We start from the raw sequence: 22,394 nt of genomic DNA on the forward strand, positions 1-22,394 counted from the left end.
ACGTCGCCATTCGTCCATAGTCTGGCGCGTGGCTTGCGCTATTTTTGTATATACACGAAGATTGCGGTCAAGCGCCCCCTCATACTTGTGTACGCCCATTTTTGTGCCATATAAGGCATTAATAGTGCGTACTACGAGGAGAACTCTTCAAAAATTGAGAGTTTTCTGTATATACATGGAGCGTGCGGGAAGTGAAGAAGAGAAGGTACATGAGCAACGCCAAGAAGATCCGCGGCACCGTCGAAGCCTGGGAACGTGGCGAACTGGGGAATGATGAAGCACATGCCGTCGTAGTACCGGAAGCCGCGGCAGAACTGGACCAGGCGCTTGGGCTCCAGGCAGTCTCCATCCGGCTGCAGAAATCACTGATCGATGACTTCAGGTTTCTGGCGGATGTCCATGGCATGGGCTACCAGCCACTCATGCGTGAGGCACTACAGCGCTTTGCCGAAGCAGAAATCAAGCGGCTGGCAGTCCGCTATGCCAATGAGAAACGCGAAGCAACCGAGGGGCAAACCGAATCCGCCTTGCGTACGCGGAAGCGACCTGCCGCACAGGAGCGCCGTGCCGGAACGCCGGCAGGAGTTCCCAAGAAAAACAAGGCGGCTTGAGGCATTGAGTCATTGAGGCAGCAAGACAAAACGGGCAAACAATGTCAGGAGAAAGGGCGCCCAAAGCGCCCTTTCTTCATGCCCGATCAGGCCACCACGATCCGGAGCGGATCGGCCGATGCCAGTGCCTCGGCGCGGTCCGCGCTCGGCGGATAGATCCATTCGGTGTTGATCTTGGTCTTCAGCGCCTTGGCTTCAGCGCCCACCAGTTTCACCTGCCGGTCCCATCCTTCGGTGTACACCGCACCCCAGGGACCGAGATCCAGACAGGTGACGTACTTCGGCTGGCTGTACGGAATCTGCGCCTCACCCAGCAGGTCGGCAGCAACATTGTGGCCCGCCGAGCGCCCCAGGTTCATGGCATGCTGGCAGGACATCATCGCGAAATTGCCTGCATCATCGACCGCCGCGTACGCCACGTCGCCTGTTGCATAGACTGCCTCGACGCCCTTGACCTTGAGGTGGCTGTCCACGTGCAGACGCCCGAAGTTGTCGCGCTCGCCGGGCACCTGCGCGGTCAGTGCGCTGGCACGAGCACCGGCGGTCCAGACCACGGTGGAAGCCTCGATACGCTCGCCATTCTCAAGCGTGACGCCATTGGCATCTACCGCGGCCACGCCGGACCCGAGACGCCATTGCACGCCTAGTTCGCCAAGGGCCTGGGTGATCACGGGGCGCGGGCCCGAACCCAGGTCCGGGCCAATGTTCTCGCTGCGCTCCACGACGATGACATTGACATCGGCATCCTCGCCAAAGACCTTGCGCAAACGTGCCGGCATCTCGGCAGCCGTCTCGATGCCAGTGAATCCGCCACCAGCCACCACTACGGTATTGCGCGCCGCGCTGACTGGTTGCTGCGCCAGTCCGGCAATGTGCGCCTCAAGCGTTGCGGCATCGGCAATCTGGTCGACATTGAACGCATGCGCTTCGAGCCCCGCAATCTGCGGACGAAACAGCCGGCTGCCGGCCGCCAGCACAAGCCGATCGTAGCCAATGGTCTGACGTGACGTATCCGCTCCGACCCCTTGCACTTCCACGGTACGGGCCGCGACATCGATCCGCTCTACCAGGCCCTGGACAAACTTCACACCAACCGCCTTGAAGATCTCCAGCAGCGGCGCCTTCATGCCGTTCGGATTTTCTTCGTACAGGCGCGGCCGCACGTGCAGTTCCGGCTCCGGTGACACCAGCGCGATCTCTACGTCGTCACGGCCGGTTACATCGAGCAGACGAGCCGAAGCCAGCGCACTCCACATGCCGGCAAAGCCGGAGCCAATCACAAGAATTCGTTTCAACATGCTGCTACTCCTGGACACAGTCCGTTAGTCAGGGCTACGGCAGCACACGCCAGCCGTCAACCACAACTCCGATTCTATGAGTCGTAGTTAGTTCGACGCAAGCGTTTTTTCAACAAGGCATTCAAAGATTCCGAACTGCGCAGTGGTTACCTGAATTTTCTAAAAATCGGTACTAACAGGTTGCCACTGCACTCTCCTAAGCTTTGCCTGTCGCGACGCCGTGCCGGCGCCGCCAACCGATCGAACTCAAGGAGCAAGCCATGTCACAACGTCTCGATTTCTATAGCGCCAGTCCGAATGCCATCAAGGCCATGCTGGGCCTTGAAAAGCGCATCGGTGAAGCCGCGCTGGAAAAATCACTGGTGGAACTGGTGCGCCTGCGCGCCTCGCAGATCAATGGCTGCGCTTACTGCATCGACCTGCATAGCGCCGATGCCCGCAAGGGTGGCGAGGATGAGCGGCGCCTGGCTACGCTCTCCGTCTGGCGCGAGACGCCGTTCTTTTCGGCGCGTGAGCGTGCTGCGCTGGCCTGGACCGAGGCCGTGACGCTGGTCTCGCAGGACCATGTGCCCGACGCTGTGTGGGAAGCCGTGCGGCCCCATTTTGAAGATGCCGAACTGGTGGACCTGACCCTGCTGATCTCGACGATCAACGCATGGAACCGTTTCGCAATTGCGTTCCGCAAAACGCCCGCCTGACGGCGGGCGAGTCGACGGGAAGGTGTTGGTAGGTCAGATCTTCGCGGTCACGCCGGGGTTCGATACGCCGGCGGCATTCGCCTTGCCGAGTACTGCCACCACCTGCTTCGCCACGGCATCGCCCACGCGCTGTGCCTCGGCGCCGATGCTGTCGCGCTTCAGTTCCGATGCGCCATGCACACCCGCGCCTGCCGCGGCAGACATCGCCACATGGCTGGCCGCGGCGCCCACGCCTGCCGTTTCCGCAACGCCGGGCATATGGCCACTGTCGGCGCTGGTGTCGAACAGTGCCAGCGGAATCGGCTGTGCATGAGCAGGTTGATACAGCACCTGTACCGATGCCGAGACATCGCTCTTGCCCGCGCCGAGACCAATCAGGGTACGACGACGCTGCATGCCTTCGTCGATCTTGTCGAAGCGGCCTTCCACGATCAGTGCATTGGCATTGGCCGGTACCGGGCCATCAATCCGCACTGCATGCAGGCCCTTTGCCTGCAACTGCTGCACGATTTCGTCGGCCACGGCATTACGCGCCGCCAGCGCTGCCTGATCCTGTTCGCTGGAGGTGTTGTCGCCCGAGGCCAGCGCCTTGACCCGATGCATCATGCTGTTATCGACCTTGACCTGGTTCGCGCTCACGTCGAAGCCACGTACGTAGACCACGTCCGGTTGCACATGCGAGAGCGACACTGGCACCGACGATTCGGAGATCATCGTCGCGGCGGACGCGTAGCCGGCCATCAGCATCGATGAGGCAGCCACGGCGGCGATGGTCAGTTGCTTGGCATGGCGCGAGAGGGTCTGGAAAGTGGTCTTCATGATGGTGTCCTTGCGAGGTATCCTGGTGGCACCGGACATCGGTGCCGGGCAGAGCCAGTATGGGATGCGGCCCCACGACAAGCCAGGCAAGAACTATTTCATTCGATGTCACGCGGGCAACGTGACCACCACTTCAAGACCGCCGCCGTCGCGTTCGCGAAACGACAAGGCGCCGCCATGCAGGCGCGCAATGCGATCGACGATGGCAAGCCCCAGCCCCGACCCACCGGCGCCGCGTGTATTGCTGCCGCGGCTGAACGGCGCGCGCAGCTGCTCCAGTTCCGCGACGCTGATTCCCACGCCCCGATCGCAGATTGCCACATGCGCATTTTGGGCGTCCTGCCATGTGCGCACCAGAAGCCCGGTCTTGCCGTAGTTGATGGCGTTCTGCATCAGGTTCATCAGCATGCGCAGCATGCTCGTGGACCGATACATCACCGGGCGCAACGGCCGCAGGTCCAGTTCGAACTCATGCCCCAAACCCGCAAAGTCCGCAGCCAGCTGGCTGACCAGCGCATTGAGATCGCCAGGTAGCGGCACTTCTTTCTCGCCACTGCCGGCATAATCCATGAACTGCTGCAGGATGCTATCGATGTGATCGAGATAGCCCTCCACCGAGGCCACGAAGGCATCGTCGGCGCCGCGCGGCAACGCCATCGCCATGGCCAACCGCAGCTTGGTCAGTGGCGTGCGGATGTCGTGGGACACCCCTGCCAACATCAGCGCCCGCGTTTTCTCGGCCTGCTGCAGCGCTTCGGTCATGTCGTTAAAGGCGCGGCTGACCTCGGCGATTTCACTTGGACCATCGGTCGGCAGTGGATCGGGCATCTCTCCGTCGTGAACCTCGCGCGCCACTCTTGCCAGTTCCTGCAACGGACGGTTGATATGGCGCTGAAGCAGATATCCGGTCCATGCGGCCAGCAGGCCGAGTGCCAGCGACAACGATATTGCCGCGGTAATGCCGCTGGCCTGTGCGTCGGCCGTCATCGGCAAGGCAATCCACGTGGGCGTTCCCGCCGCATGCACCTGGATCCAGAGCTTCTCGTTATCGTCGCCGCCTTGCCAGCGCACGTCGGTATCCGGTGCGAGATCGCGGCGCAACGCGCGCATGAACACATCGCGTTGCCAGGTACGGAACGGATGAGCCGCCTCGGTACCGGGCGGATCGTCGGGTGGCGGTGCGACCTGTCCACCAATACGCGCCACTGCCGCCTTGCCATCTTCCGCTGGCAGCGCGCCAAGCGCGCGGTCCATCATGGTGACGTAATGCGAGAACACGATGGCTGCCCGTTCCACGCGCGGACGCTGCACGTAGTGCAGCAACACGAACAGCGAGCAAGCCTGCGTGACGAAAACCAGGAACACCAGCAACAGGATATTGCGCGCCAGCAGCGAGCGCGGGAGCACGCCGCGCATCATGCGTCCACGCCGGCCACCAGCATGTAGCCCACGCCCCAGACGGTCTTGATAAAGCGTGGTTTGGAAGGATCTTCCTCGACAATCTGGCGCAACCGCAGGATCTGCACGTCGATACTGCGATCGAGCGCATCGTGATCGCGGCCCCGCGCACGCGCCAGCAAGTTCTCGCGGCTCACCGCCCGGTTGGGCGACGAGCCCAGCGCGTGCAACAGCAACATCTGCGCCGAATGCACTTCAACCGGCACCCCGTCGCGTGTCAGGGACTGCTTGCCCACATCGAAGCGGAAGGCACCGAAGCTCAACGTTTGCGAGGTCACGGTGGGATCACCCGCCGCAATCTTCTGGCGCCGCAACAGGGCGCGGATACGGGCCACCAGTTCATCAGGCAGGAACGGCTTGGCCAGGTAGTCGTCGGCACCAGTGTCGAGGCCGACCACGCGGTCGGCCGGATCACCCTTGGCCGTAAGCATCAGAATCGGCATGGTCTGCCCTTCGGCGCGCAGCCTGCGGCAGACGGTGAGTCCATCCTCGGGCTCCATCATCAGGTCGAGCACCAGCAGGTCGTAGGGCTCGCGCTGCAGGTAGCGGTTCAGTTGCTTGCCGTCGGCCACGGCGCGCACCTGAAAGCCATGGCCCGTCAGGAAGCGTTGCAACATGTTGCGCAGCTCCGCCTCATCATCGAGCACGATAATCCGGTTGCCCTGCTCCATGCCGCACCTCCGGTTCTCTTGTTTTTCTCTCGTTTTTCTCTTGAGCCATCAACGCTGGCGCATGCGTTGCGCCATGAACGCCTCGATCTGCGGCAGCGTGAGGAAGCCCGCATGGCGCGTATCGATCTCGTCGAAGTGCCTTGCCACCATCGGCATGCCTGCCGCGGCCTGCTCGCGTGTCAGCTTGCCGTCACGCGTGGTATTTGCATGGGCAAAGCGCGTCTGCAACTGCGACAGCACCTGCTCGGTCCGCTCCATGCGGTCTCCGCTTCCGCCCATTGGCATGCCTTGTGCGCTGGCGCCTGCAGAAACAATACACAAGATAAGTACAGCGATCATCTTCTTCATGATGAAACTCCGTTGGTTTGCCGACGCTTTACCGGCCGGCATGGTTTGAGAAACAGGAAAAGCGGATAACAACCGGGGTCAGGCGTAGTGCGCCGGTACCCAGACACGGCCCACCCAGTGGCCCGGCACCAGCACGGCCACGCGCACCGGCGCAACGTAGACAGGTCGGGGGGCGGTCACGACAACCGTCGGCAGCGGCGGTGCCACATGGACGGGCGGGGGCGTGACCACCACCGGTGCCGGCACGACCACGGCCGGCGGCGGGGGCGGCGGCAGGACCGCCGGAGCCGGTGCCACGACCGCCACGGGCGGGGGCGGCGCCACATAGACCGGCGGAGGCGCCACATACACGGGCGGCGGGGCGACATAGACCGGCGGCACCCCGACCACGACCGTGCTGCCCGTGCTTACGGTGGTGCCGTGGACAACCGTGGTGCCACCACCGGTCGTCACAACGCCCGATGACACGCGGGTAGCGCTGCCGGAATGGTTGACGGTGCCGCCATTGCTGCCGGTGACCGTGCCGGAGCGGTCGCAGGTTCCACCGGCGCAACTGCTCGATGCCGAATGGTTGTACGTATTGCCATTGCCACCGGTCACGGTGCCCGATGACGAGTACTGCCCCGCCCCGTCACGCGTGACGCTGCCATTGGTGGTGGCGGTGTGGCCGTTCGATCCGGTCATGTCGCCGGTATGGCTGCAACTGCCGCCGGCGCAGCTGGTGCTGCCGTCGTGCTGCACCGAGCGGCCATTCGGCCCCACCGCGGTACCGGAATTGGAGAACTGGCCCGGTGCATTGCGCGTCACGGTGCCCGTATTGGTTGCCGCACCGCCCCAGGGGTTGACCACGCCGCCGGCATGCGAGCAGCTTCCGCCGCCACATGACATGGCGTGGCCACCGCTGTAGGTGCCGCGTGGCGTATAGGCGTTGAAGTGGCCACCGCTCCAGGCGAATGCCGAGGCGTTGGCAAGCATGAGCAGCGCTCCGGCTGCGGCGATCAGTGTACGGTTGGCCATGATGTTTTCCTCTTGGTTCGACTCGTTTGACGCATCGTTGTGCGTCGACGGGCTGAACTCTAGGACGGCATCCGGCCGCTGTCTGCCTGCAATTCATGTCGAGATATGTCGCGGCGAAACCGGTGACATGGAGCGACATAATTGCCAGATGGCTTCCCCGGTGAACGCCCTCTACATTTGCCTCACCGACGCAGCAGCGCAGCGTCACACAACCAGCAGGAGAAGAGGCAAATCATGTTGACCACCGAAAAAATCGCATACTTCGTGATGGCGTTCATCGTCACGGTCTCGCTTGTCGAAGGCGTCATCCTGTGGCGCCGCCGCCGCGGCACCGACAATCCGTATTCGTGGAAGGAAGTCTGGCTGTCGCTGGGCGACCTGGCCGGGCGCAAGCTGTCGGTGTTGCTGCCGCTGTCGCTGGCCACGCCGGTGTTCCACTTCGCCTGGGAACACCGCCTGTTCACGGTCACGCTGAACAGCGCGCTGATGGTGTTCTTGCTCTTTATCGGCCAGGAGTTCTGCTACTACTGGTACCACCGCGCGTCGCACCGCATCCGCTTCTTCTGGGCAACGCATGCGGTGCACCACTCGCCGAACCAGATGAGCCTGGCATCCGCCTACCGCCTGGGCTGGACCGGCAAGATCACGGGCAGCGCGGTGTTCTTCGCACCGCTGGTCTGGCTCGGTGTCCGTCCTGAAGTGGTACTGGCCACGCTGTCCGCCAACCTGCTCTACCAGTTCTGGCTCCATAACGACTGGATGCCCAAGCTCGGCTGGCTCGAATATGTGTTCAATACCCCGTCGGCACACCGCGTGCACCATGCATCGAACATCGACTACCTCGATGCCAACTACGGCGGCGTGCTGATCATCTTCGACCGCCTGTTCGGTACCTACGTGGAAGAACGCGCCGACGAACCGGTACGCTACGGCCTGGTCCACCCGAGCACTACCTATAACCCGATCGTCAACCAGTTCGAGCATTGGGTCAGCCTGTTCCGCGACATCGCCAAGTCGGCAAAGCCGTGGCACGCCATTGGTTACCTGATGATGCCCCCGGGCTGGGAACCCGATGGCAAGGGCACCACGACCGAGAACCTGCGCCGCGAACAGCAGCAGCAACGTGGTACCCACCCACAGCAGCAAGCCGTGCCCGAAATGAAGGGAGAACTGCAGCAAGCCTGATTAGGGGCAACCTGATATGACATGGCAGGCCACGGTGTGCGATCATCGTGGCCTGTTCGCATTTCTGCCCTGCCATGCCCGAACGCATCAGCGAAGACATCACGTTCCGCAAACTCGAAGCGCTGCTCGCCTTCATGGAAACGGGCAACCTGGCCAAGGCCGCCGAAGCACTGGAGGTCAGCACGGTCAGCGTGCACCGCGCACTGCATTCACTGGAAGAAGGCCTGCGCTGCGCGCTGTTTCGCCACGAAGGCCGCAACCTGCTGCCGACCGAAGCCGCCCATGTGCTGGCCGACGTGGCGCGCGACGTGCTCAAGACCATGTCCGATGGCGTGCGCATGACGCGCGAGGCGGCCGGCTATTCGGCGGACCAGCTCAAGATCGGTTCGCTCTATTCGCTGACCATTCGCACGGTGCCGCAGGTGGTGATCGGCATCAAGATGCGTCGACCCGAACTGCAAACCGAACTGGTGCTCGGCTCCAATGCCGACCTGCTCGACAAGCTGCGCCAGGGCACCATCGATGCCACGCTGATGGGCCTGCCGGCAGCCAGCGCCGAGATCGAATCGATTCCGATGTTCGAGGACGATATTTTCTTCGCCACGCCCGCCGATTCGCACTATGCGAAGCTGGATGCCGTGGACCTGCGCCAGTGCCGCGACGAGCCCTTTGTCTCGCTGGGCGATGGTTTCGTGACCTCGAGTGGCTTTGCCGAAGCGTTTCGCATTGCCGACTTCACCCCGAACGTGGTGATGAAGGTCGGCGATATCTTCTCGCTGATGAACCTCGTGGGCGGCGGCATTGGCTATTCGCTCCTGCCGGGCCGCGTGCGCGACGTCTTTGCGCGCAACGTGGCCTTTGTACCGCTGACGGCCGACTATGGCATGAAGCAGTCGATCGGCCTGAGCTTCCTGCGCCGCCGCGAGCGCGACCCCAACCTGCTGGCGCTGGCCGCCGTCTGCCGCATGCTGACACAGACCGGCGGCAAGCCCTGCTGATCACCCCCCGACCAACGCCTTGGTCGCCAGGTACAGCAGCGATGGCCCGAGCAGGCAACCGAGCCCGGTATGGAACGTGGCCACCAGTGCGCCGTATGGCACCAGGCGGCGATCCGTGGCGGCCAGGCCCGCCGATACGCCGCTGACGGTACCGGCCAGGCCACCGAACACCATGGCCGCGCGTGGATTGTTCAGGCCCAGGAAGCCCGCCGCGAAAGGCGTACCCACCATCACGATGATGGCCTTGATCAGGCCCGTGGCAATCGACAGCGCGATCACATCGGAACTGGCCCCAAGCGCGGCGCCCGTCACCGGCCCCACGATATAGGTAACCGCACCGGCGCCGATCGTCGTCATGCTGATGGCATCGTTATAGCCAAAGGCCCGCGCGACCGAGGCCCCGACGACAAACGGGATCACGGTGCCCAGCAGCAGCGATACCGCGCCCACCAGGCCCGCCTTGCGCGCCTCGCGCACCTGCACTTCAAACGCGGTGGCCACGATCGCAAAGTCGCGCAGCATGGCGCCACCCATCAGGCCAATGCCCGAGAATAGCGCGAAGTCGGCCACCCCCTTCTCCTTGCCGGTCACCACGCCACCGTAGTAGGCCAATGCCAGGCCGATCATGATGGCGATGGCCGAGGCATGCAGCCGGCCTTTGGTCAATCTCTTCGAAATCTGGGATGACACCCACATCACGATGCCGACCGTGGCAAAGGCCGTTACCAGGCCGTTGTGCAGCAAAACGTTGTCGAACATCAGGGCCGGAGCAGCAATAGTCATGGCAGTCTCCCCCGGGCTCAGTGCGACACGGCTTCCGCCGGCAGCGGCGGCAGCGGTTCGTGGTCGCCGGTACGGCTCAGCAGCGCGATCAGGCAGGCGCAGGCCGCCGCCGCCAGGATGGCCGCGAGCAACGCAACCGGACCGCCCCGCAATGCCGCCACCACATTCTGCTGGGCGGCCATCGCCACCACGACGGGGATATACATGGCACCCCAGAACCCCACCCCGGCCTCGGTTTCCTTTGGCATCAAGCCACGGTCATGCAGGTAGAGCCGGATGGAAATCAGCAGCAGCATGGCAATGCCCACGCCGCCGACATTGGCCTTGACGCCGATGGCGGCGCCAAGCAGGTCGCCCAGATACAGGCCGATCAGGTGGCAGATCGCCAGTAACGCGGTTCCATAAATGATCATGGTTGTCTCCAGCTGGTTTTGTAATCGTCGCCCGGCGCGGTACCGGACATTTGCAGACAACTTTAGGAATGGTGCGGCACCGCATCAATCAACCTGCGCAGCCGGATCGTTACCCTCACGTTAAGCGTGATGCCGGAATCATTTACGCGCGGCGTAACGGTCCGTCGTTGACGTTGATTGTTCGTGCCGGCCCGCTTGGCCTATCTTTCCGGTAACGACCGCAGCACACCGGAGACGTCATGCTGAACCCGATACCGGAACGACAGTGGGACACGCGCCGCACCGAGAAGCGGCGCCGCCAGGCCCTTGGCGCGCAGATCGCCACGGGCAAGGTGGTGCCCACCGACGACATCGTGTCCTTTTTAGAAACGATCACCGCACCGGGCGACCGCGTGGTGCTGGAAGGGAACAACCAGAAGCAGGCCGACTTCCTGTCGCGCGCGCTGGCCGAGACCGACCCGTCGCGCGTGCACGACCTGCACATGATCATCCCGAGCGTCAGCCGGGTGGAGCATCTGGACCTGTTCGAGCGCGGCATCGCGCGCAAGCTCGATTTCGCCTATGCGGGCGCGCAAAGCGTACGTATTTCGCAGTTCCTCGAAGACGGGCTGCTCGAGGTTGGCGCCATCCATACCTATATCGAGCTCTATTCGCGGCTCTATGTCGACCTGACGCCGCAAATCGTGCTGACTGCCGGCTACAAGGCCGATCGCCAGGGCAACCTTTACACGGGCCCGAGTACCGAAGACTCGCCCGCGCTGGTGGAAGCAGCCGCATTTCGCGACGGCATCGTGATCGCGCAGGTCAACGAGATTGTCGACGATCCGGCCGATCTGCCGCGCGTGGACATCCCGGGCTCCTGGATCGACTACGTGGTGCAGTCGGACAAGCCGTTCTTCTGTGAGCCGCTGTTCACGCGCGATCCGCGCCTGATCAAGCCGGTGCACATCCTGATGGCGATGATGGCAATCCGCGGCATCTACGAGCGCCACAACGTTCAGTCGCTGAACCACGGCATCGGCTTCAATACAGCGGCCATCGAGCTGATCCTGCCGACCTATGGCGAGCAGTTGGGCCTGAAAGGCAAGATCTGCAAGCACTGGACGCTGAATCCGCATCCGACGCTGATCCCGGCCATCGAATCGGGCTGGGTGGAGAGCGTGCACAGCTTCGGCAGCGAGCTGGGCATGGAGGACTATGTGGCGGCGCGGCCCGATGTGTTCTTCACGGGCGTGGACGGCAGCATGCGTTCGAATCGCGCGCTGTGCCAGCTGGCCGGCCAGTACGCGGTAGACCTGTTTATCGGCTCCACGTTGCAGATCGATGGCGACGGCCATTCGTCGACCGTCACGCGTGGACGCCTCTCCGGCTTTGGCGGCGCGCCGAACATGGGCCACAACCCTGGCGGCCGCCGTCACGCCACGCCGGCATGGCTCGACCTGATCGAGACCGACGATCCGCTGGCGCGTGGGCGCAAGCTCGTGGTGCAGATGGTGGAAACCTTCCAGGCCGGTGGCAAGCCGACTTTTGTCGAATCGATGGATGCGGTGCAGGTGGCCAAGGATAGCGGCATGCCACTGGCACCGGTCATGATCTACGGCGACGACGTCACGCACGTACTGACCGAAGAAGGTATCGCCTATCTCTACAAGGCACAGTCGCTCGAGGAACGTCGCCGCATGATTGCCGCCGTGGCTGGCGTGACACCGATCGGCATGCGGCATGATCCCGCCACTACCCGCCGGATGCGCAGCGACGGCCTGATAGCACTGCCCGAGGACCTGGGCGTGCACCGTGCCGATGCCACGCGCTCACTGCTGGCGGCCCGCAGCATGGCCGACCTGGTCGAATGGTCGGGTGGACTGTATAACCCGCCGGCCCGCTTCAGGAGCTGGTAATGGCGCGCCTCGCATCACTGACACGCAATGACTGCCGGCCGCACGGCTTGGCCGACGCGATCGGCGATCTTGCCGTGGGCGTGCTGGTCGACGAGGCCACGCTCGCGCCAAAGCCCGGGCTGGTCGATGCGCGCGGCACTGGTTCGCACCAGGACATGTCGCTGCGCCTGATGATCGAATCCGCGCACAGTTTGCGCGACCACTTCGTGGCGATGGCGCTGGCCGGGCAACAGGCTCGCCGCATCGACATACACCTGCGCGAGCGCCTTGGTGCGCTCGGACGCGAGGCCGAAGCGGTGATGCTGCGTGCGACCAACGGCATCAATACCCACCGCGGCGCGATCTGGGCCATTGGCCTGCTGGCCGGTGCGGCCGGATGGCTCGGCCGCGCGCGCAGCGCAAACGCCGTCGCACAGATGGCGGGCGTGATCGCGCGATTGCCGGACCGGCACCGTCCCGACCATACCGGCAACAAGGGCGAACTGGCACGCGCCGCGTATGGCGTGGGCGGTGCCCGCGAACAGGCCGAAGCCGGCTTTCCGCACGTAGTGGGAACCGGTGTGCCAACGCTGCGCGACTGCCGCGCGCGTGGCGATGCCGAACCCACGGCGCAGGTCAATGCCTTGCTGGCCATCATGGCGCGGCTCGACGATACCTGCGTGCTGGCACGTGCTGGACGCGGCGGACTGGCCGAAGTGCAGGCCGGTGCCGACGCGGTACTCGATGCCGGAGGTATCGGCACGCTGGCCGGACGCCGTCGCCTGCATGACCTCGAGGCCACCATGCACGCACTGCGAGCCTCGCCTGGCGGCGCAGCGGACCTGCTGGCCGCCACACTGTTCCTTGACCGGCTGCCCGCCGTACAGGACTCATACCTGGGAGAGCAATGATGGAACAGCTCCGTTTCGAATATGCCGCCGCCGAGCCGGCGTCTCGCCGTGTACTGGTGGGCGTGGTCGGCTCCGGCGATCTTGAAGTGCTGATTGAACCTGGCGAGGCCGGCAAGACATCGATCGATGTCACCACCTCGATCAACGGTTACGAACGCGTATGGTCTGCCCAACTGACGCGGGTGTTCAGTGCGGAACCTCGAGCCGCGATGCGCATCCGCATTCACGATTTCGGCGCTACGCCTGGCGTTGTCGGCATGCGCCTGGCCGAAGCGTTCGAAGCACTGGACGACAACGCGCAGACTGACAAGGAGCCGACATGAGCCGCGCCGCATTGCTCTCACGCGACAGCTTTGTCGAACTCGGTGCGCGCGAGCGCGCGCGGGCCTTGCTTGACCCTGGCACCTTCCGCGAACTGGCTGGCCCGTTCGACGGGCTGACTTCGCCGTGGCTCGAACGCCAGGGCGTGGTGCCGCAGGGCGACGACGGCGTGATCGTGGCCAAGGGCCTGATCGACGGCCAGCCGGTGGTGATCATGGCCATTGAAGGCGCATTCCAGGGCGGCAGCCTGGGCGAAGTCGGCGGCGCGAAGATTGCCGGCGCACTGGAGCTGGCCGCCGACGACAATCGCCAGGGCGTGCCCACGCGTGCCGTCATCCTGTTCGAGACTGGCGGTGTGCGCCTGCAGGAAGCCAACCTCGGCCTGGCATCGATCGCCGAGATCCACGCCGGCATCGTCGATCTGCGCCGTTACCAGCCCGTGGTCGGCGTCATCGCGGGACAGGTCGGCTGTTTCGGTGGCATGTCGATTGCAGCAGGCCTGTGCAGCGCGCTGGTGGTGACGCGCGAGGCGCGTCTTGGGCTGAACGGCCCGGCCGTGATCGAGCAGGAGGCCGGCATCGGCGAATACGATTCACGCGACCGTCCGTTTATCTGGAGCCTGACCGGCGGCGAGCAACGCTTTGCCACGGGCCTGGTCGACCGCTTTGTCGACGACGATGCCGTGGAGATCCGCGACGTGGTGGCCGCCATCGTCACCGCCCCGGTAACGGACGCGCCCCGTAGCGAGCGCTTCGCCGACTACCTGCAACGGATGACCGCCTACGCGGCCAGTGAAGCCGGTGATCAGCCCAGCCCGGCCACGGTACGCCGCATCTATGGAGAGCGTCAATGAGCGCCAACCACGAACCACAAACCCCGGGCCGCGGCGAGGCCTGGCTGGCCGCGCTGAGCGGCAACGCGCCACGCCTGTCCGGCTATCCGCAATCGATACAGGTAGCCGATATCGAAACGGGCGGACGTGCCGCGCGCCTGATTGCCGTGGTACCCGACGCAGCAAGCCCGTTCCCGCGGGCACGCCATGGCGAAGTGGGACTACTGGAAGGCTGGTCACTGGCGCGCGCGGTTCATGAAGCGATCGCCGCTGACCGTGACGCACCGGTCAAGCGCGCCATCATTGCCATTGTCGACACCCCAAGCCAGGCCTATGGCCGCCGCGAAGAAGCATTCGGCATTCACCAGGCACTGGCCAGCGCAGCCGCCGCTTACGCCACCGCCCGTCTGCAGGGGCATCCGGTGATTGCATTGCTGGTGGGCAAGGCCATGTCGGGCGCGTTCCTGGCGCACGGCTACCAGGCCAACCGCATCCTGGCGCTGGCCGACCCCGGCGTGCAGGTGCATGCGATGGGCAAGGAAGCGGCCGCACGTATCACGCTGCGCAGTGTCGAGGATCTCGAAGCGTTCGCCGCAACCGTGCCGCCCATGGCCTACGACATCGGCAACTATGCGACGCTGGGCCTGCTCTGGCGCACGATTCCAGTACGCGATGCCGCCATGCCCGGCGCCGAGGATCTCGACACCGTGACCCGTCACCTTGCTGAGGCACTGGCAGATATCGACGCCGATCCGCAGCGTGACCTCCGTAGCCGCCAGCAAGGTGAAAACCGGGGTGCCACACGCCGCGTGCGCGAGCGGCTGGCCAGCCAGTGGCATGAGTGACCTTTCCAGGTAACGCACGATGGACGCCCGGCCCCACGACCTGATCTGGCTACGCGACCCCGCCGCATTCCGTGCCGCGGGTGACGTACCGGCGTGGGCCGATGCCGACTGGCTCGCGCAGGCGCCCGTGGTAGTGCGTCGCGACCACGATGCCAGCGGACGGATTCCGGTTGGCATCCGTGGCCGTAGCCGTTCCGAGCGCCACGCCACATGGCTCGATGCGGACCAGTGCGCAACACTCGTTTCGCCCTTCGATATCGCACGTGAAGGCTTCTGGCGCCTGCATCCACGCCGCGACGAGATTGCGGCCCTGCATGCGCTGGACCGCATCGCGGCGCAGCTCGGCGCGTTGTCCTGTCGTTGGGGCATCACTGGTGCCGTCGGGTTCTCATTGGCCTCTGGCATCGACGTCATGCACACCGGCAGCGACATCGATCTGCTGCTGCAGGCGCCAAGCCCGCTCCCGCCTGCGGACCTGGCAGCGCTGCAGGCATTGATCGACGATGACGACAGCGTACGACTGGATATCCAGGTGGCCACACCGCACGGCGCATTCGCATTGCGCGAACGGCTGCGCACACGGGGGCGCGTACTGCTGAAGACCGATACCGGCCCCGTGTCATGTGATGACCCCTGGCAGCCAGCATGCCCACGCTGCTGACGTTTCCCGGCCAGGGCGCGCAACGCCCCGGCATGCTTCACACGCTGCCGGAGCACCGGGCAATATCACACACGCTTGCCGAGGCCAGGGACGTGCTCGGCGCGGACGTGCTGCACCATGACGATGCCGGACATCTTGCCTCCACGGTATCGGTACAGCTCTGCCTGCTGGTGGCTGGCGTGGCCAGTGCACGTGCCTTGATCGAGGATGGCGCGCAGGCGCACGCCGTTGCGGGATTGTCGATCGGGGCCTATGCGGCGGCCGTGGTGGCCGGAGTACTGTCGTTTGCCGATGCGGTGCGGCTGGTCGCGCTGCGCGGCAAGCTGATGGAAACCGCCTATCCATCGGGATATGGCATGACCGCGATCCTGGGCATCGAGCAGGGGCCGCTGGAGGCCATCGTCGCGGCGGTGCATCGCCCGGATGCGCCGGTCCATATCGCCAATTTCAATGCGGAGACCCAACTGGTCATCGCAGGCGCAGATGCGGCCATGGCGCATGTTGCCGAACTGGCGCTCGGCGCGGGGGCGCGCTCGGCACATCGCGTGGCGATCGCCGTGCCTTCGCACTGCGCCTTGCTCGACGATGCCGCCGCGCACCTGCGCGATGCCTTCAACGGCATTGCGCTGCGGCGTCCGTCGCTACGCTACTTCAGTGCCAGCGCCGCACGTGAACTGCGCGATCCGGCGCGCATCGCCGACGACCTTGCCCGCAATATGGCGCTACCGGTGCGCTGGCACGAAACCATGTTGCTGGCCCGCGCCTGCGAGATGCGGCTCGTGGTGGAGATGCCACCCGGGAACGTACTGACGCGGCTCTGCCAGCCGCTGTTCCCGCAGGCGGTGGCGCTGGCGGAAATGCGCGCGGACAGTGTGCAGTTGTTGATGTCGCGCGAGGCCGCATGCGCCTGACGCCTGACGCCCGGCGCTACGCCTCACCGCAATCCCGCGCCTGATGCCACCGGGGTCTTCAGCGTGACCTCCACCGCCTCACGCAATGCCTGCAGCAGGCGACTGTCCTCGTCAGCCTTGCGCAACACCAGCGATACCTGCAGTACCGGCGCATCGGCACCCAGGCGGATGCGGCGCACCGGATAGCGGTCACAGACGGTCGGATCCATCAGTTGCACCACGGACACACCCAGTCCGGCACTGACCATGGCCACGATCGCGGTAACGCTGTCGAATTCCATGGCGCTGCGCTTGTCCGGCAACAGACCATGGACGCAGCGTGCCGCCATGGTCCCCGACACTGTGGCGCGGTCGTACCGGATCCAGTCATGCCGCGCCAGCAATCCGGTTGGCGACAGGTCGGCGCCCGACGCATCGGGTGGCGCGATCAGCATCAGTTCCCGAGTGGCCACCGGATACCAACGCAGGCTTGTCATGCGACCCGATTCGGGACGTGCCACCACTGCCGCATCGAGTTGCCCTGCCTTGACCATTTCCACAAGCCCGGTGCTGCGTCCACGTACCGGCTTCACACTCAGGCGCGGATAGCGATCGCGCAGATAACGCAATGTGCCGGGCAACAGTACCGGTTGCATGGACTCGATCACGCCCAGCCGCACAGTGCCTTCCACGGCCACGCTGGCCCTTCGGCGCAAGGCACTGAGATGCCGCAACCCGCCCTCCATCGATGCGACCACCTCACGAGCCAGCGCCGTGGGCCGCACCTGCAGCCCGGAGCGGTCGAACAGCGGTTGCCCCAGATATTGCTCCAGTTGCTTCATCTGCATGCTGACAGCACTGGGCGTGAGGTGCATCGCCGCAGCGGCTGCGGCAAATGACCCTTCCTCGATTACTGCCGCGAGCGTCGCAAAGGTCTCCAGCTTCATCAAGAATCCTTATGAAGGACGTCAAACAACGTCACTTTTTTTTGGCATTCGGCAAGCATAGACTGGCTTCACGATGACGACAACGAGAGCTCCCATGTCTACCCAAAGCCCCCAAGCGTGGCTCGCCCGCGACGCCGAACACGATACCTCGTGGATCCAGCGCCTCTCGGCCGCCGAAGTTGCCAGCTTCGATCATGCATTGGCCCATGCGAAAGCCCTCGGCAAGCCGTTGCTGGAAATGAGCGCTGACGACTTCCCGCTCGATGAAGCGGCGCGTGCGGCGTTGGCCCGCGCCGTGGCCACTACCCAGGGCCGCTGGGGCATGTGCCTGGTCAAGGGTTTCCCCGTCGATCGCTGGACCGAGGACGACACCCGGCTGGCCTATTGGGGCATGGGCCTGCACATGGGCGTGGCGCGCACGCAGAATCGCGCCAGCGAGTTCATGAACGATGTGCGCGACGTCGGTGCGACGTACAAGTCAAAGAATGGTCGCGGCTATAACACCAACGCCGCACTCGATTTCCATACCGATTCCAGCGACGTGGTGGGCTTGATGTGCCGCCGGGCGGCCAGGTCCGGCGGCGCAAGCAAGGTAGTCAGTTCGATCGCCCTGCGCGATGCCATCATGCATCGCCGGCCCGACCTGATCGCCGTACTGCAGCAGCCGTTCTACTACAGCTACCAGGGCGCGCAGGATCCGTCGCTCCCGCCGTTCTATCCGCTGCCGATCCTCGGCAATCATCCGTCGGCCTTTGCCTGGCGCATCAATCGCAAGAACGTGGTTGCCGCACAGCGTGATTTCGACGAAGTGCCCCGCCTGACTGCGACGCAGACCGAGGCACTGGATCTGCTGGACACGCTGCTGACGGATCCCGAGCTGTCCTTTTCGATGCAGCTGGAACAAGGTGACATGCAGTTGCTGAACAACTACGTGACGGTGCATTCGCGCAGCAACTTCGAGGACTACGAGGAATTCGACCGCAAGCGCCATCTGCTTCGGCTGTGGCTGGCGGTGCCGGGATCGCAGCCACTGCCCGACGATTGGGCGGGCTATTTCACCGATGTGCGCGCTGGCGCGGTGCGCGGTGGCCTGCGGGGCAATGCGCGCGGCGCGGATTTCGCCAACTATGAGCAGCGGCAAGCCGCGGCAATGCGCATGCCATTGATGCCCTGGCCCGCCGATGGCGCGACGATCCACGTGGAGCATGCCATCACTGCCTGAGCACCACCGCCGGCGCCCTCCGGCCAGACAAGCCCCAGACACGGTGACCCACCACACGAGGCACCGGGCAAATAAAGAGAAACGGAGACAACCATGCAACGACGCGATTTCCTCGCGCTGCTTTCCGCGGCGCTGGTACTGCCCCCCGACCTTCATGCTGCCCCGGCCGTGACCAAACTGCTCGTCGGTGCCACGCCGGGGGGCGGCACCGACATCGTTGCCCGGTCACTGGCCGCCGATCTGGAGCAACGCCTCAAACATCCGTTCATCGTCGAGAATCGCGGCGGCGCGGCCGGCAATATTGCTGCGGTGGCCGTGGCCAAGGCAGAACCCGATGGGGCCACGCTGCTTCTCAGCTACACCAGCCACGCCATCAATCCGGCATTGTTCGAGAAAAAGCCATTTGATCCGCTCAAGGATTTCACACCGATTTCCCTGATTGCCAGCTCGCCACTGATTCTTGTCGCGCGTCCGGGATTCGAAGCCAGCAACATGCGCGAACTGATCGCGCTCGCGAAGCGCAAGCCAGGCAAGCTGAGCCTGGCTGTTGCCGGTGTCGGCAGCGCCAATCACCTGGCCGGCGAGATGCTCAAGCACGAAGCGGGCATCGATATCGTCAGCGTGCCATACAAGGGCGCCGGCCCGGCCGTAGCGGATGTGGTGGGCAGCCAGGCCGACCTGCTGCTCGGCAACGTGGCCACCGTGCAGCCGCTACTGCAGGCAGGCAAGATCAAGGGCCTCGCCGTCAGCAGCCCGCACCGGCTGGCAGCATTCCCCGATCTGGCACCGATTGCCGATGTGATACCCAATTTCGACTACCGGTCATGGTATGGACTGTTAGGCCCCGCCGGCATGGCTCCCGAAACGGTCAGGCAACTGGAAGCCGCCTGCGCCGCGGCGGTGGCATCACCGGCCATGCGCGGGCGGCTGACTCGCGAAGGGCTCGATCCGGTGGGCAACAATGCCGCGCAATTCACCCAGTTCCTGCAGGCAGAGATCGCCCGCTGGGCCAAAGTGGTGTCGGTGACGCAGACACGCATCACCTGAGCGTTGCTGTTGTGTGCAAGCGCGGTTGGCAGTCGTATGATGGGCGCTATCGTTCGCCCCCACGCTTTCCACCATGCCGCTCGGGTACCTGCGCAGTCTGACCGCTCATCGCCGCAACCCGATCGCCAACCGGCGGCTGGCGCGCGTACTCTGTTTCGTGGCCGGCGCCGCCAATGCCGGCGGCTTCCTGGCCGTGCAGCAATACACCTCGCACATGTCCGGCATAGTCTCGTCCGTGGCGGACGAACTGATACTGCAGCGCTTTGACATGGTGCTGAGCGGGTTGGGCGCGCTGGCATCGTTTGTCGGCGGTGCGGCCTGTTCCGCAATACTGATCCATTGGGCACGCCGCGCACGGCTGCGCAGCGAGTATGCGATCCCACTGCTGTTCGAGGCGACGCTATTGCTGGGCTTTGGCCTGCTTGGAACGCATCTGGACGACATGGAATGGTTGTTCGTGCCCGCTACCGTCATGCTGCTGTGCTTCATGATGGGCCTGCAGAATGCGTTGATTACCAAGCTGTCCAATGCCGAGATCCGCACCACTCACCTGACCGGCATGGTGACGGACATCGGCATTGAACTCGGCAAGCTCTGCTACTGGAATGCGCCGGCGCGTACCGGCGCCCGGCCAGTCGTCGCCGACCGGCAGAAGCTGCGCCTGCTGGCGGTACTCGTGGGCCTGTTCTTCCTGGGCGGACTGGCCGGCGCACAGGCGTTCAGCGCCATCGGCTATTCGGCCACGCTGCCGCTGGCCGCCCTCCTGCTGGTGGTAGCGATCATGCCGGTGGCCGACGACGTGCTAACCCGCGTGCTGCTGCGCGCGAACCGGCACCATCTGGTCAGGCGCGCCCGGCGTTGGGGCGCACGCCGATCGCTTATCTCAAAGCCGACACGACCTCGGGACTGACCTGGATCGATATGTAGCCACTCGGCAACGTGCCGTATACCGGTCATGTCCATCCGCATATGGCTACTGGCCTGCCGTTATGTAATCGTGTATATAACGATAGACCACGACAGAAGCCGCCCGGAAACACATCGGCCAACCCCATGGAACTGCCCGAAGGAATCTCGATGCAAACCGCCCTGGCTGCCCCCGCCAAGATTGATACTGCCAATTATTCCGACAGCATCGAGATCCACGGCGACTTGCCGCACGCGCGCCGCTTTGATCGCGCTGCATTGCTCGACATGGCCCGCGCCACCGTGGGTCCGGCAGCCATCGCGTGCTATACCGGGCGCCATATCCGCGATGTCAGCCAGCAGCGCGGCGTGCTGTTGACCGATGTGCTCGACATGGCCGGCATGAAGGCCTTGCCCCGCTCCCAATGCAAGCAACTGGTTATCGCCGTGCGTGCGGCGGATGGCTATGTCTGCCTGTTTACATGGCATGAGCTCTACAACTCACCGATCGGTCAGGGTGCGATGCTGATCGTGGAGCAGGATGGAGAGCTCTTGCCCGCTTCGACGGGTGGCTTGCAATTGATATCGCTTGGTGATTTGCGCCTGGGGCCGCGCTGCGCGGTGGCAGTGGAGCAGATCGAAGTACGGCGATGGAGCGCACCGGCGGCGTAGCGCCGCCTCGACCTGCAGGGCCCGGCTTACTTTCTCAACGCGCGTCGCGCGAGAACCAATCGAGCAGAAGCGCATTGATGGCCGCATGCGCTTCGTACTGGACCCAATGTCCCGCTCCATCCACGATCGCACCCTGGCGGTCGGGGTGCGCTTCGACCAGTGCTGCAAGCACGGCAGCGGGATTGGCCGTAACGTCGTGCTCGCCGTACGCGATCAGGATCGGGCCACCGAAGCGGTCCAGCGCATCGGCCAGGCCGCCCGCACGCGAGATCTGCTTGCTGCGAAAGCGCGTGTGCCGGCACGATTCGGTATAGGCCAGCAACGCCAGCCCGTCGACCCGGGATGCATCCGCGATCATGAAGGCCTCGACGTTGTGGCGCATCGCATCGGCCAGTGCACCCGCATCGACAGCACGGCGCCAGTCGACCAGTTCGATGGTTTGCCGCCGCGCGCCACCGTGGCCACCCGGTCCCAGCAGCGCCAGCCGTCCCACGTTGGGCAGCACACTGGCCAGATACGAGGCGGTCAAGCCGCCGAAAGAAAATCCGACCAGATCGATACTGCCCTTCACTTGCAACTGCGCGAACCCCGCTGCCACCGTATCGATCAGCGACGCCATCTGGTTCTCGGCCGGGTCCCCGGACGCACCAAAGCCCGGCAGATCTGGCACCCATACGGTATGACGCGCGGCCAGTGCCTCGATATTGCGCGCCCAGTGCAGCCAGCTACCATGACCACCATGCACCAGCAGTACATGCGGGCCAGACCCGAAACGGCGCCACACGATGCGGCAGCCAGCCGCTTCCGTCATATGGATGTGCGCTTGCCCGGCCAGCCGATCGACAAACGCCGCAGCCTCACGAACGTTTGGCGTCTCAATGGCGCCCGCATCGGCAGTTGCTTCCCCCACCATCTTGCAGTCTCCCTCCGTCTGTTGAACGCCACGATACCATTGACCGGTGCA

General features: G+C 64.5%; 24 protein-coding genes and 1 pseudogene. 15 read left to right on the forward strand and 10 right to left on the reverse strand.

Annotated elements, in window-relative coordinates:
- The first annotated feature begins 209 nt into the window (after window positions 1-209).
- Window positions 210-611: a hypothetical protein gene (locus ACO550_RS15005; RefSeq protein ID WP_315592339.1), complete on the forward strand. Its 402-nt coding sequence runs from the start codon at window positions 210-212 to the stop codon at window positions 609-611.
- An 86-nt stretch (window positions 612-697) separates the two neighbouring features.
- Here the strand turns inward: ACO550_RS15005 and ACO550_RS15010 are convergent, their stop codons facing one another.
- Entirely contained in the window at window positions 698-1,909 is a 1,212-nt protein-coding gene (locus ACO550_RS15010) for an FAD-dependent oxidoreductase (RefSeq protein ID WP_315592340.1), read from the reverse strand.
- 260 nt (window positions 1,910-2,169) lie between these two features.
- Between ACO550_RS15010 and ACO550_RS15015 the strand changes: the two genes are divergently transcribed.
- The gene (locus ACO550_RS15015; protein ID WP_315592341.1) at window positions 2,170-2,607 is read left to right on the forward strand and encodes a carboxymuconolactone decarboxylase family protein; all 438 of its coding nucleotides are present in this window, start codon (window positions 2,170-2,172) and stop codon (window positions 2,605-2,607) included.
- A 33-nt stretch (window positions 2,608-2,640) separates the two neighbouring features.
- Here ACO550_RS15015 and ACO550_RS15020 read toward each other — a convergent pair whose 3' ends face one another.
- From ACO550_RS15020 to ACO550_RS15040, 5 genes are all read right to left on the reverse strand, one after another.
- Window positions 2,641-3,426, reverse strand: coding sequence for a DUF4410 domain-containing protein (locus ACO550_RS15020; protein WP_315592342.1), 786 nt, complete (start codon window positions 3,424-3,426; stop codon window positions 2,641-2,643).
- Window positions 3,427-3,534: 108 nt separating this feature from the next.
- Complete coding sequence (locus tag ACO550_RS15025; protein ID WP_315592463.1) at window positions 3,535-4,842, reverse strand: ATP-binding protein; 1,308 nt, start codon at window positions 4,840-4,842, stop codon at window positions 3,535-3,537.
- A complete protein-coding gene (locus tag ACO550_RS15030) occupies window positions 4,842-5,555 on the reverse strand; it encodes a response regulator (protein ID WP_315592343.1) in 714 nt (237 codons plus the stop codon). The genes ACO550_RS15025 and ACO550_RS15030 overlap by 1 nt, the downstream gene beginning before the upstream one ends.
- A 48-nt stretch (window positions 5,556-5,603) precedes the next feature.
- Window positions 5,604-5,903, reverse strand: a complete 300-nt coding sequence (locus ACO550_RS15035; RefSeq protein ID WP_315592344.1) for an EF-hand domain-containing protein — start codon at window positions 5,901-5,903, stop codon at window positions 5,604-5,606.
- A 78-nt stretch (window positions 5,904-5,981) separates the two neighbouring features.
- Entirely contained in the window at window positions 5,982-6,920 is a 939-nt protein-coding gene (locus tag ACO550_RS15040; RefSeq protein ID WP_315592345.1) for a hypothetical protein, read from the reverse strand.
- Between the two features lie 234 nt (window positions 6,921-7,154).
- Between ACO550_RS15040 and ACO550_RS15045 the strand changes: the two genes are divergently transcribed.
- Window positions 7,155-8,105: a sterol desaturase family protein gene (locus tag ACO550_RS15045; protein WP_315592346.1), complete on the forward strand. Its 951-nt coding sequence runs from the start codon at window positions 7,155-7,157 to the stop codon at window positions 8,103-8,105.
- Window positions 8,106-8,179: 74 nt separating this feature from the next.
- The gene (locus ACO550_RS15050) at window positions 8,180-9,103 is read left to right on the forward strand and encodes a LysR family transcriptional regulator (protein ID WP_315592347.1); all 924 of its coding nucleotides are present in this window, start codon (window positions 8,180-8,182) and stop codon (window positions 9,101-9,103) included.
- Here ACO550_RS15050 and madM read toward each other — a convergent pair whose 3' ends face one another.
- Window positions 9,104-9,886: a malonate transporter subunit MadM gene (gene madM / locus ACO550_RS15055; RefSeq protein WP_315592348.1), complete on the reverse strand. Its 783-nt coding sequence runs from the start codon at window positions 9,884-9,886 to the stop codon at window positions 9,104-9,106.
- A gap of 17 nt (window positions 9,887-9,903) precedes the next feature.
- On the reverse strand, window positions 9,904-10,299 hold the full coding sequence (gene madL / locus ACO550_RS15060; RefSeq protein ID WP_315592349.1) for a malonate transporter subunit MadL: 396 nt from the start codon (window positions 10,297-10,299) through the stop codon (window positions 9,904-9,906).
- A gap of 239 nt (window positions 10,300-10,538) precedes the next feature.
- On the opposite strand from madL, the gene mdcA reads away from it, so the two are divergent.
- Genes mdcA through mdcH form a run of 7 tightly spaced genes read left to right on the forward strand, consistent with a single transcriptional unit; the run spans window position 10,539 to window position 16,657 of the window.
- Window positions 10,539-12,197, forward strand: a complete 1,659-nt coding sequence (mdcA, locus tag ACO550_RS15065; protein ID WP_315592350.1) for a malonate decarboxylase subunit alpha — start codon at window positions 10,539-10,541, stop codon at window positions 12,195-12,197.
- Complete coding sequence (locus ACO550_RS15070) at window positions 12,197-13,087, forward strand: triphosphoribosyl-dephospho-CoA synthase (RefSeq protein WP_315592351.1); 891 nt, start codon at window positions 12,197-12,199, stop codon at window positions 13,085-13,087. Before mdcA ends, ACO550_RS15070 begins: the two co-directional genes overlap by 1 nt.
- Window positions 13,087-13,410 carry a malonate decarboxylase subunit delta gene (locus ACO550_RS15075; RefSeq protein WP_315592464.1) on the forward strand — a complete coding sequence of 108 codons (324 nt, stop codon included), beginning with the start codon at window positions 13,087-13,089 and terminating at the stop codon, window positions 13,408-13,410. The genes ACO550_RS15070 and ACO550_RS15075 overlap by 1 nt, the downstream gene beginning before the upstream one ends.
- Window positions 13,407-14,261: a biotin-independent malonate decarboxylase subunit beta gene (locus tag ACO550_RS15080; RefSeq protein ID WP_315592352.1), complete on the forward strand. Its 855-nt coding sequence runs from the start codon at window positions 13,407-13,409 to the stop codon at window positions 14,259-14,261. Before ACO550_RS15075 ends, ACO550_RS15080 begins: the two co-directional genes overlap by 4 nt.
- Complete coding sequence (mdcE, locus tag ACO550_RS15085; RefSeq protein WP_315592353.1) at window positions 14,258-15,085, forward strand: biotin-independent malonate decarboxylase subunit gamma; 828 nt, start codon at window positions 14,258-14,260, stop codon at window positions 15,083-15,085. The genes ACO550_RS15080 and mdcE overlap by 4 nt, the downstream gene beginning before the upstream one ends.
- A gap of 19 nt (window positions 15,086-15,104) precedes the next feature.
- Entirely contained in the window at window positions 15,105-15,746 is a 642-nt protein-coding gene (locus ACO550_RS15090) for a malonate decarboxylase holo-ACP synthase (protein ID WP_315592354.1), read from the forward strand.
- A complete protein-coding gene (mdcH, locus tag ACO550_RS15095; protein ID WP_315592355.1) occupies window positions 15,731-16,657 on the forward strand; it encodes a malonate decarboxylase subunit epsilon in 927 nt (308 codons plus the stop codon). Before ACO550_RS15090 ends, mdcH begins: the two co-directional genes overlap by 16 nt.
- Before the next feature lie 23 nt (window positions 16,658-16,680).
- On the opposite strand, the gene ACO550_RS15100 is transcribed toward mdcH, so the two are convergent.
- The gene (locus ACO550_RS15100; protein ID WP_315592356.1) at window positions 16,681-17,583 is read right to left on the reverse strand and encodes a LysR substrate-binding domain-containing protein; all 903 of its coding nucleotides are present in this window, start codon (window positions 17,581-17,583) and stop codon (window positions 16,681-16,683) included.
- Between the two features lie 94 nt (window positions 17,584-17,677).
- Between ACO550_RS15100 and ACO550_RS15105 the strand changes: the two genes are divergently transcribed.
- From ACO550_RS15105 to ACO550_RS15120, 4 genes and pseudogenes are all read left to right on the forward strand, one after another.
- The gene (locus ACO550_RS15105; RefSeq protein ID WP_315592357.1) at window positions 17,678-18,805 is read left to right on the forward strand and encodes a TauD/TfdA family dioxygenase; all 1,128 of its coding nucleotides are present in this window, start codon (window positions 17,678-17,680) and stop codon (window positions 18,803-18,805) included.
- A 93-nt stretch (window positions 18,806-18,898) separates the two neighbouring features.
- Window positions 18,899-19,852 (forward strand): tripartite tricarboxylate transporter substrate binding protein, encoded by a 954-nt coding sequence (locus ACO550_RS15110; RefSeq protein ID WP_315592358.1) that lies wholly within the window; start codon window positions 18,899-18,901, stop codon window positions 19,850-19,852.
- Window positions 19,853-19,925: 73 nt separating this feature from the next.
- Window positions 19,926-20,714, forward strand: a pseudogene (locus ACO550_RS15115) (YoaK family protein); the annotation flags it as partial.
- 215 nt (window positions 20,715-20,929) lie between these two features.
- Complete coding sequence (locus tag ACO550_RS15120; protein WP_315592359.1) at window positions 20,930-21,430, forward strand: hypothetical protein; 501 nt, start codon at window positions 20,930-20,932, stop codon at window positions 21,428-21,430.
- Window positions 21,431-21,464: 34 nt separating this feature from the next.
- Here ACO550_RS15120 and ACO550_RS15125 read toward each other — a convergent pair whose 3' ends face one another.
- On the reverse strand, window positions 21,465-22,343 hold the full coding sequence (locus ACO550_RS15125; RefSeq protein WP_315592360.1) for an alpha/beta fold hydrolase: 879 nt from the start codon (window positions 22,341-22,343) through the stop codon (window positions 21,465-21,467).
- Between the last annotated feature and the right edge of the window lie 51 nt (window positions 22,344-22,394).

Source organism: Cupriavidus sp. (assembly GCF_057315035.1).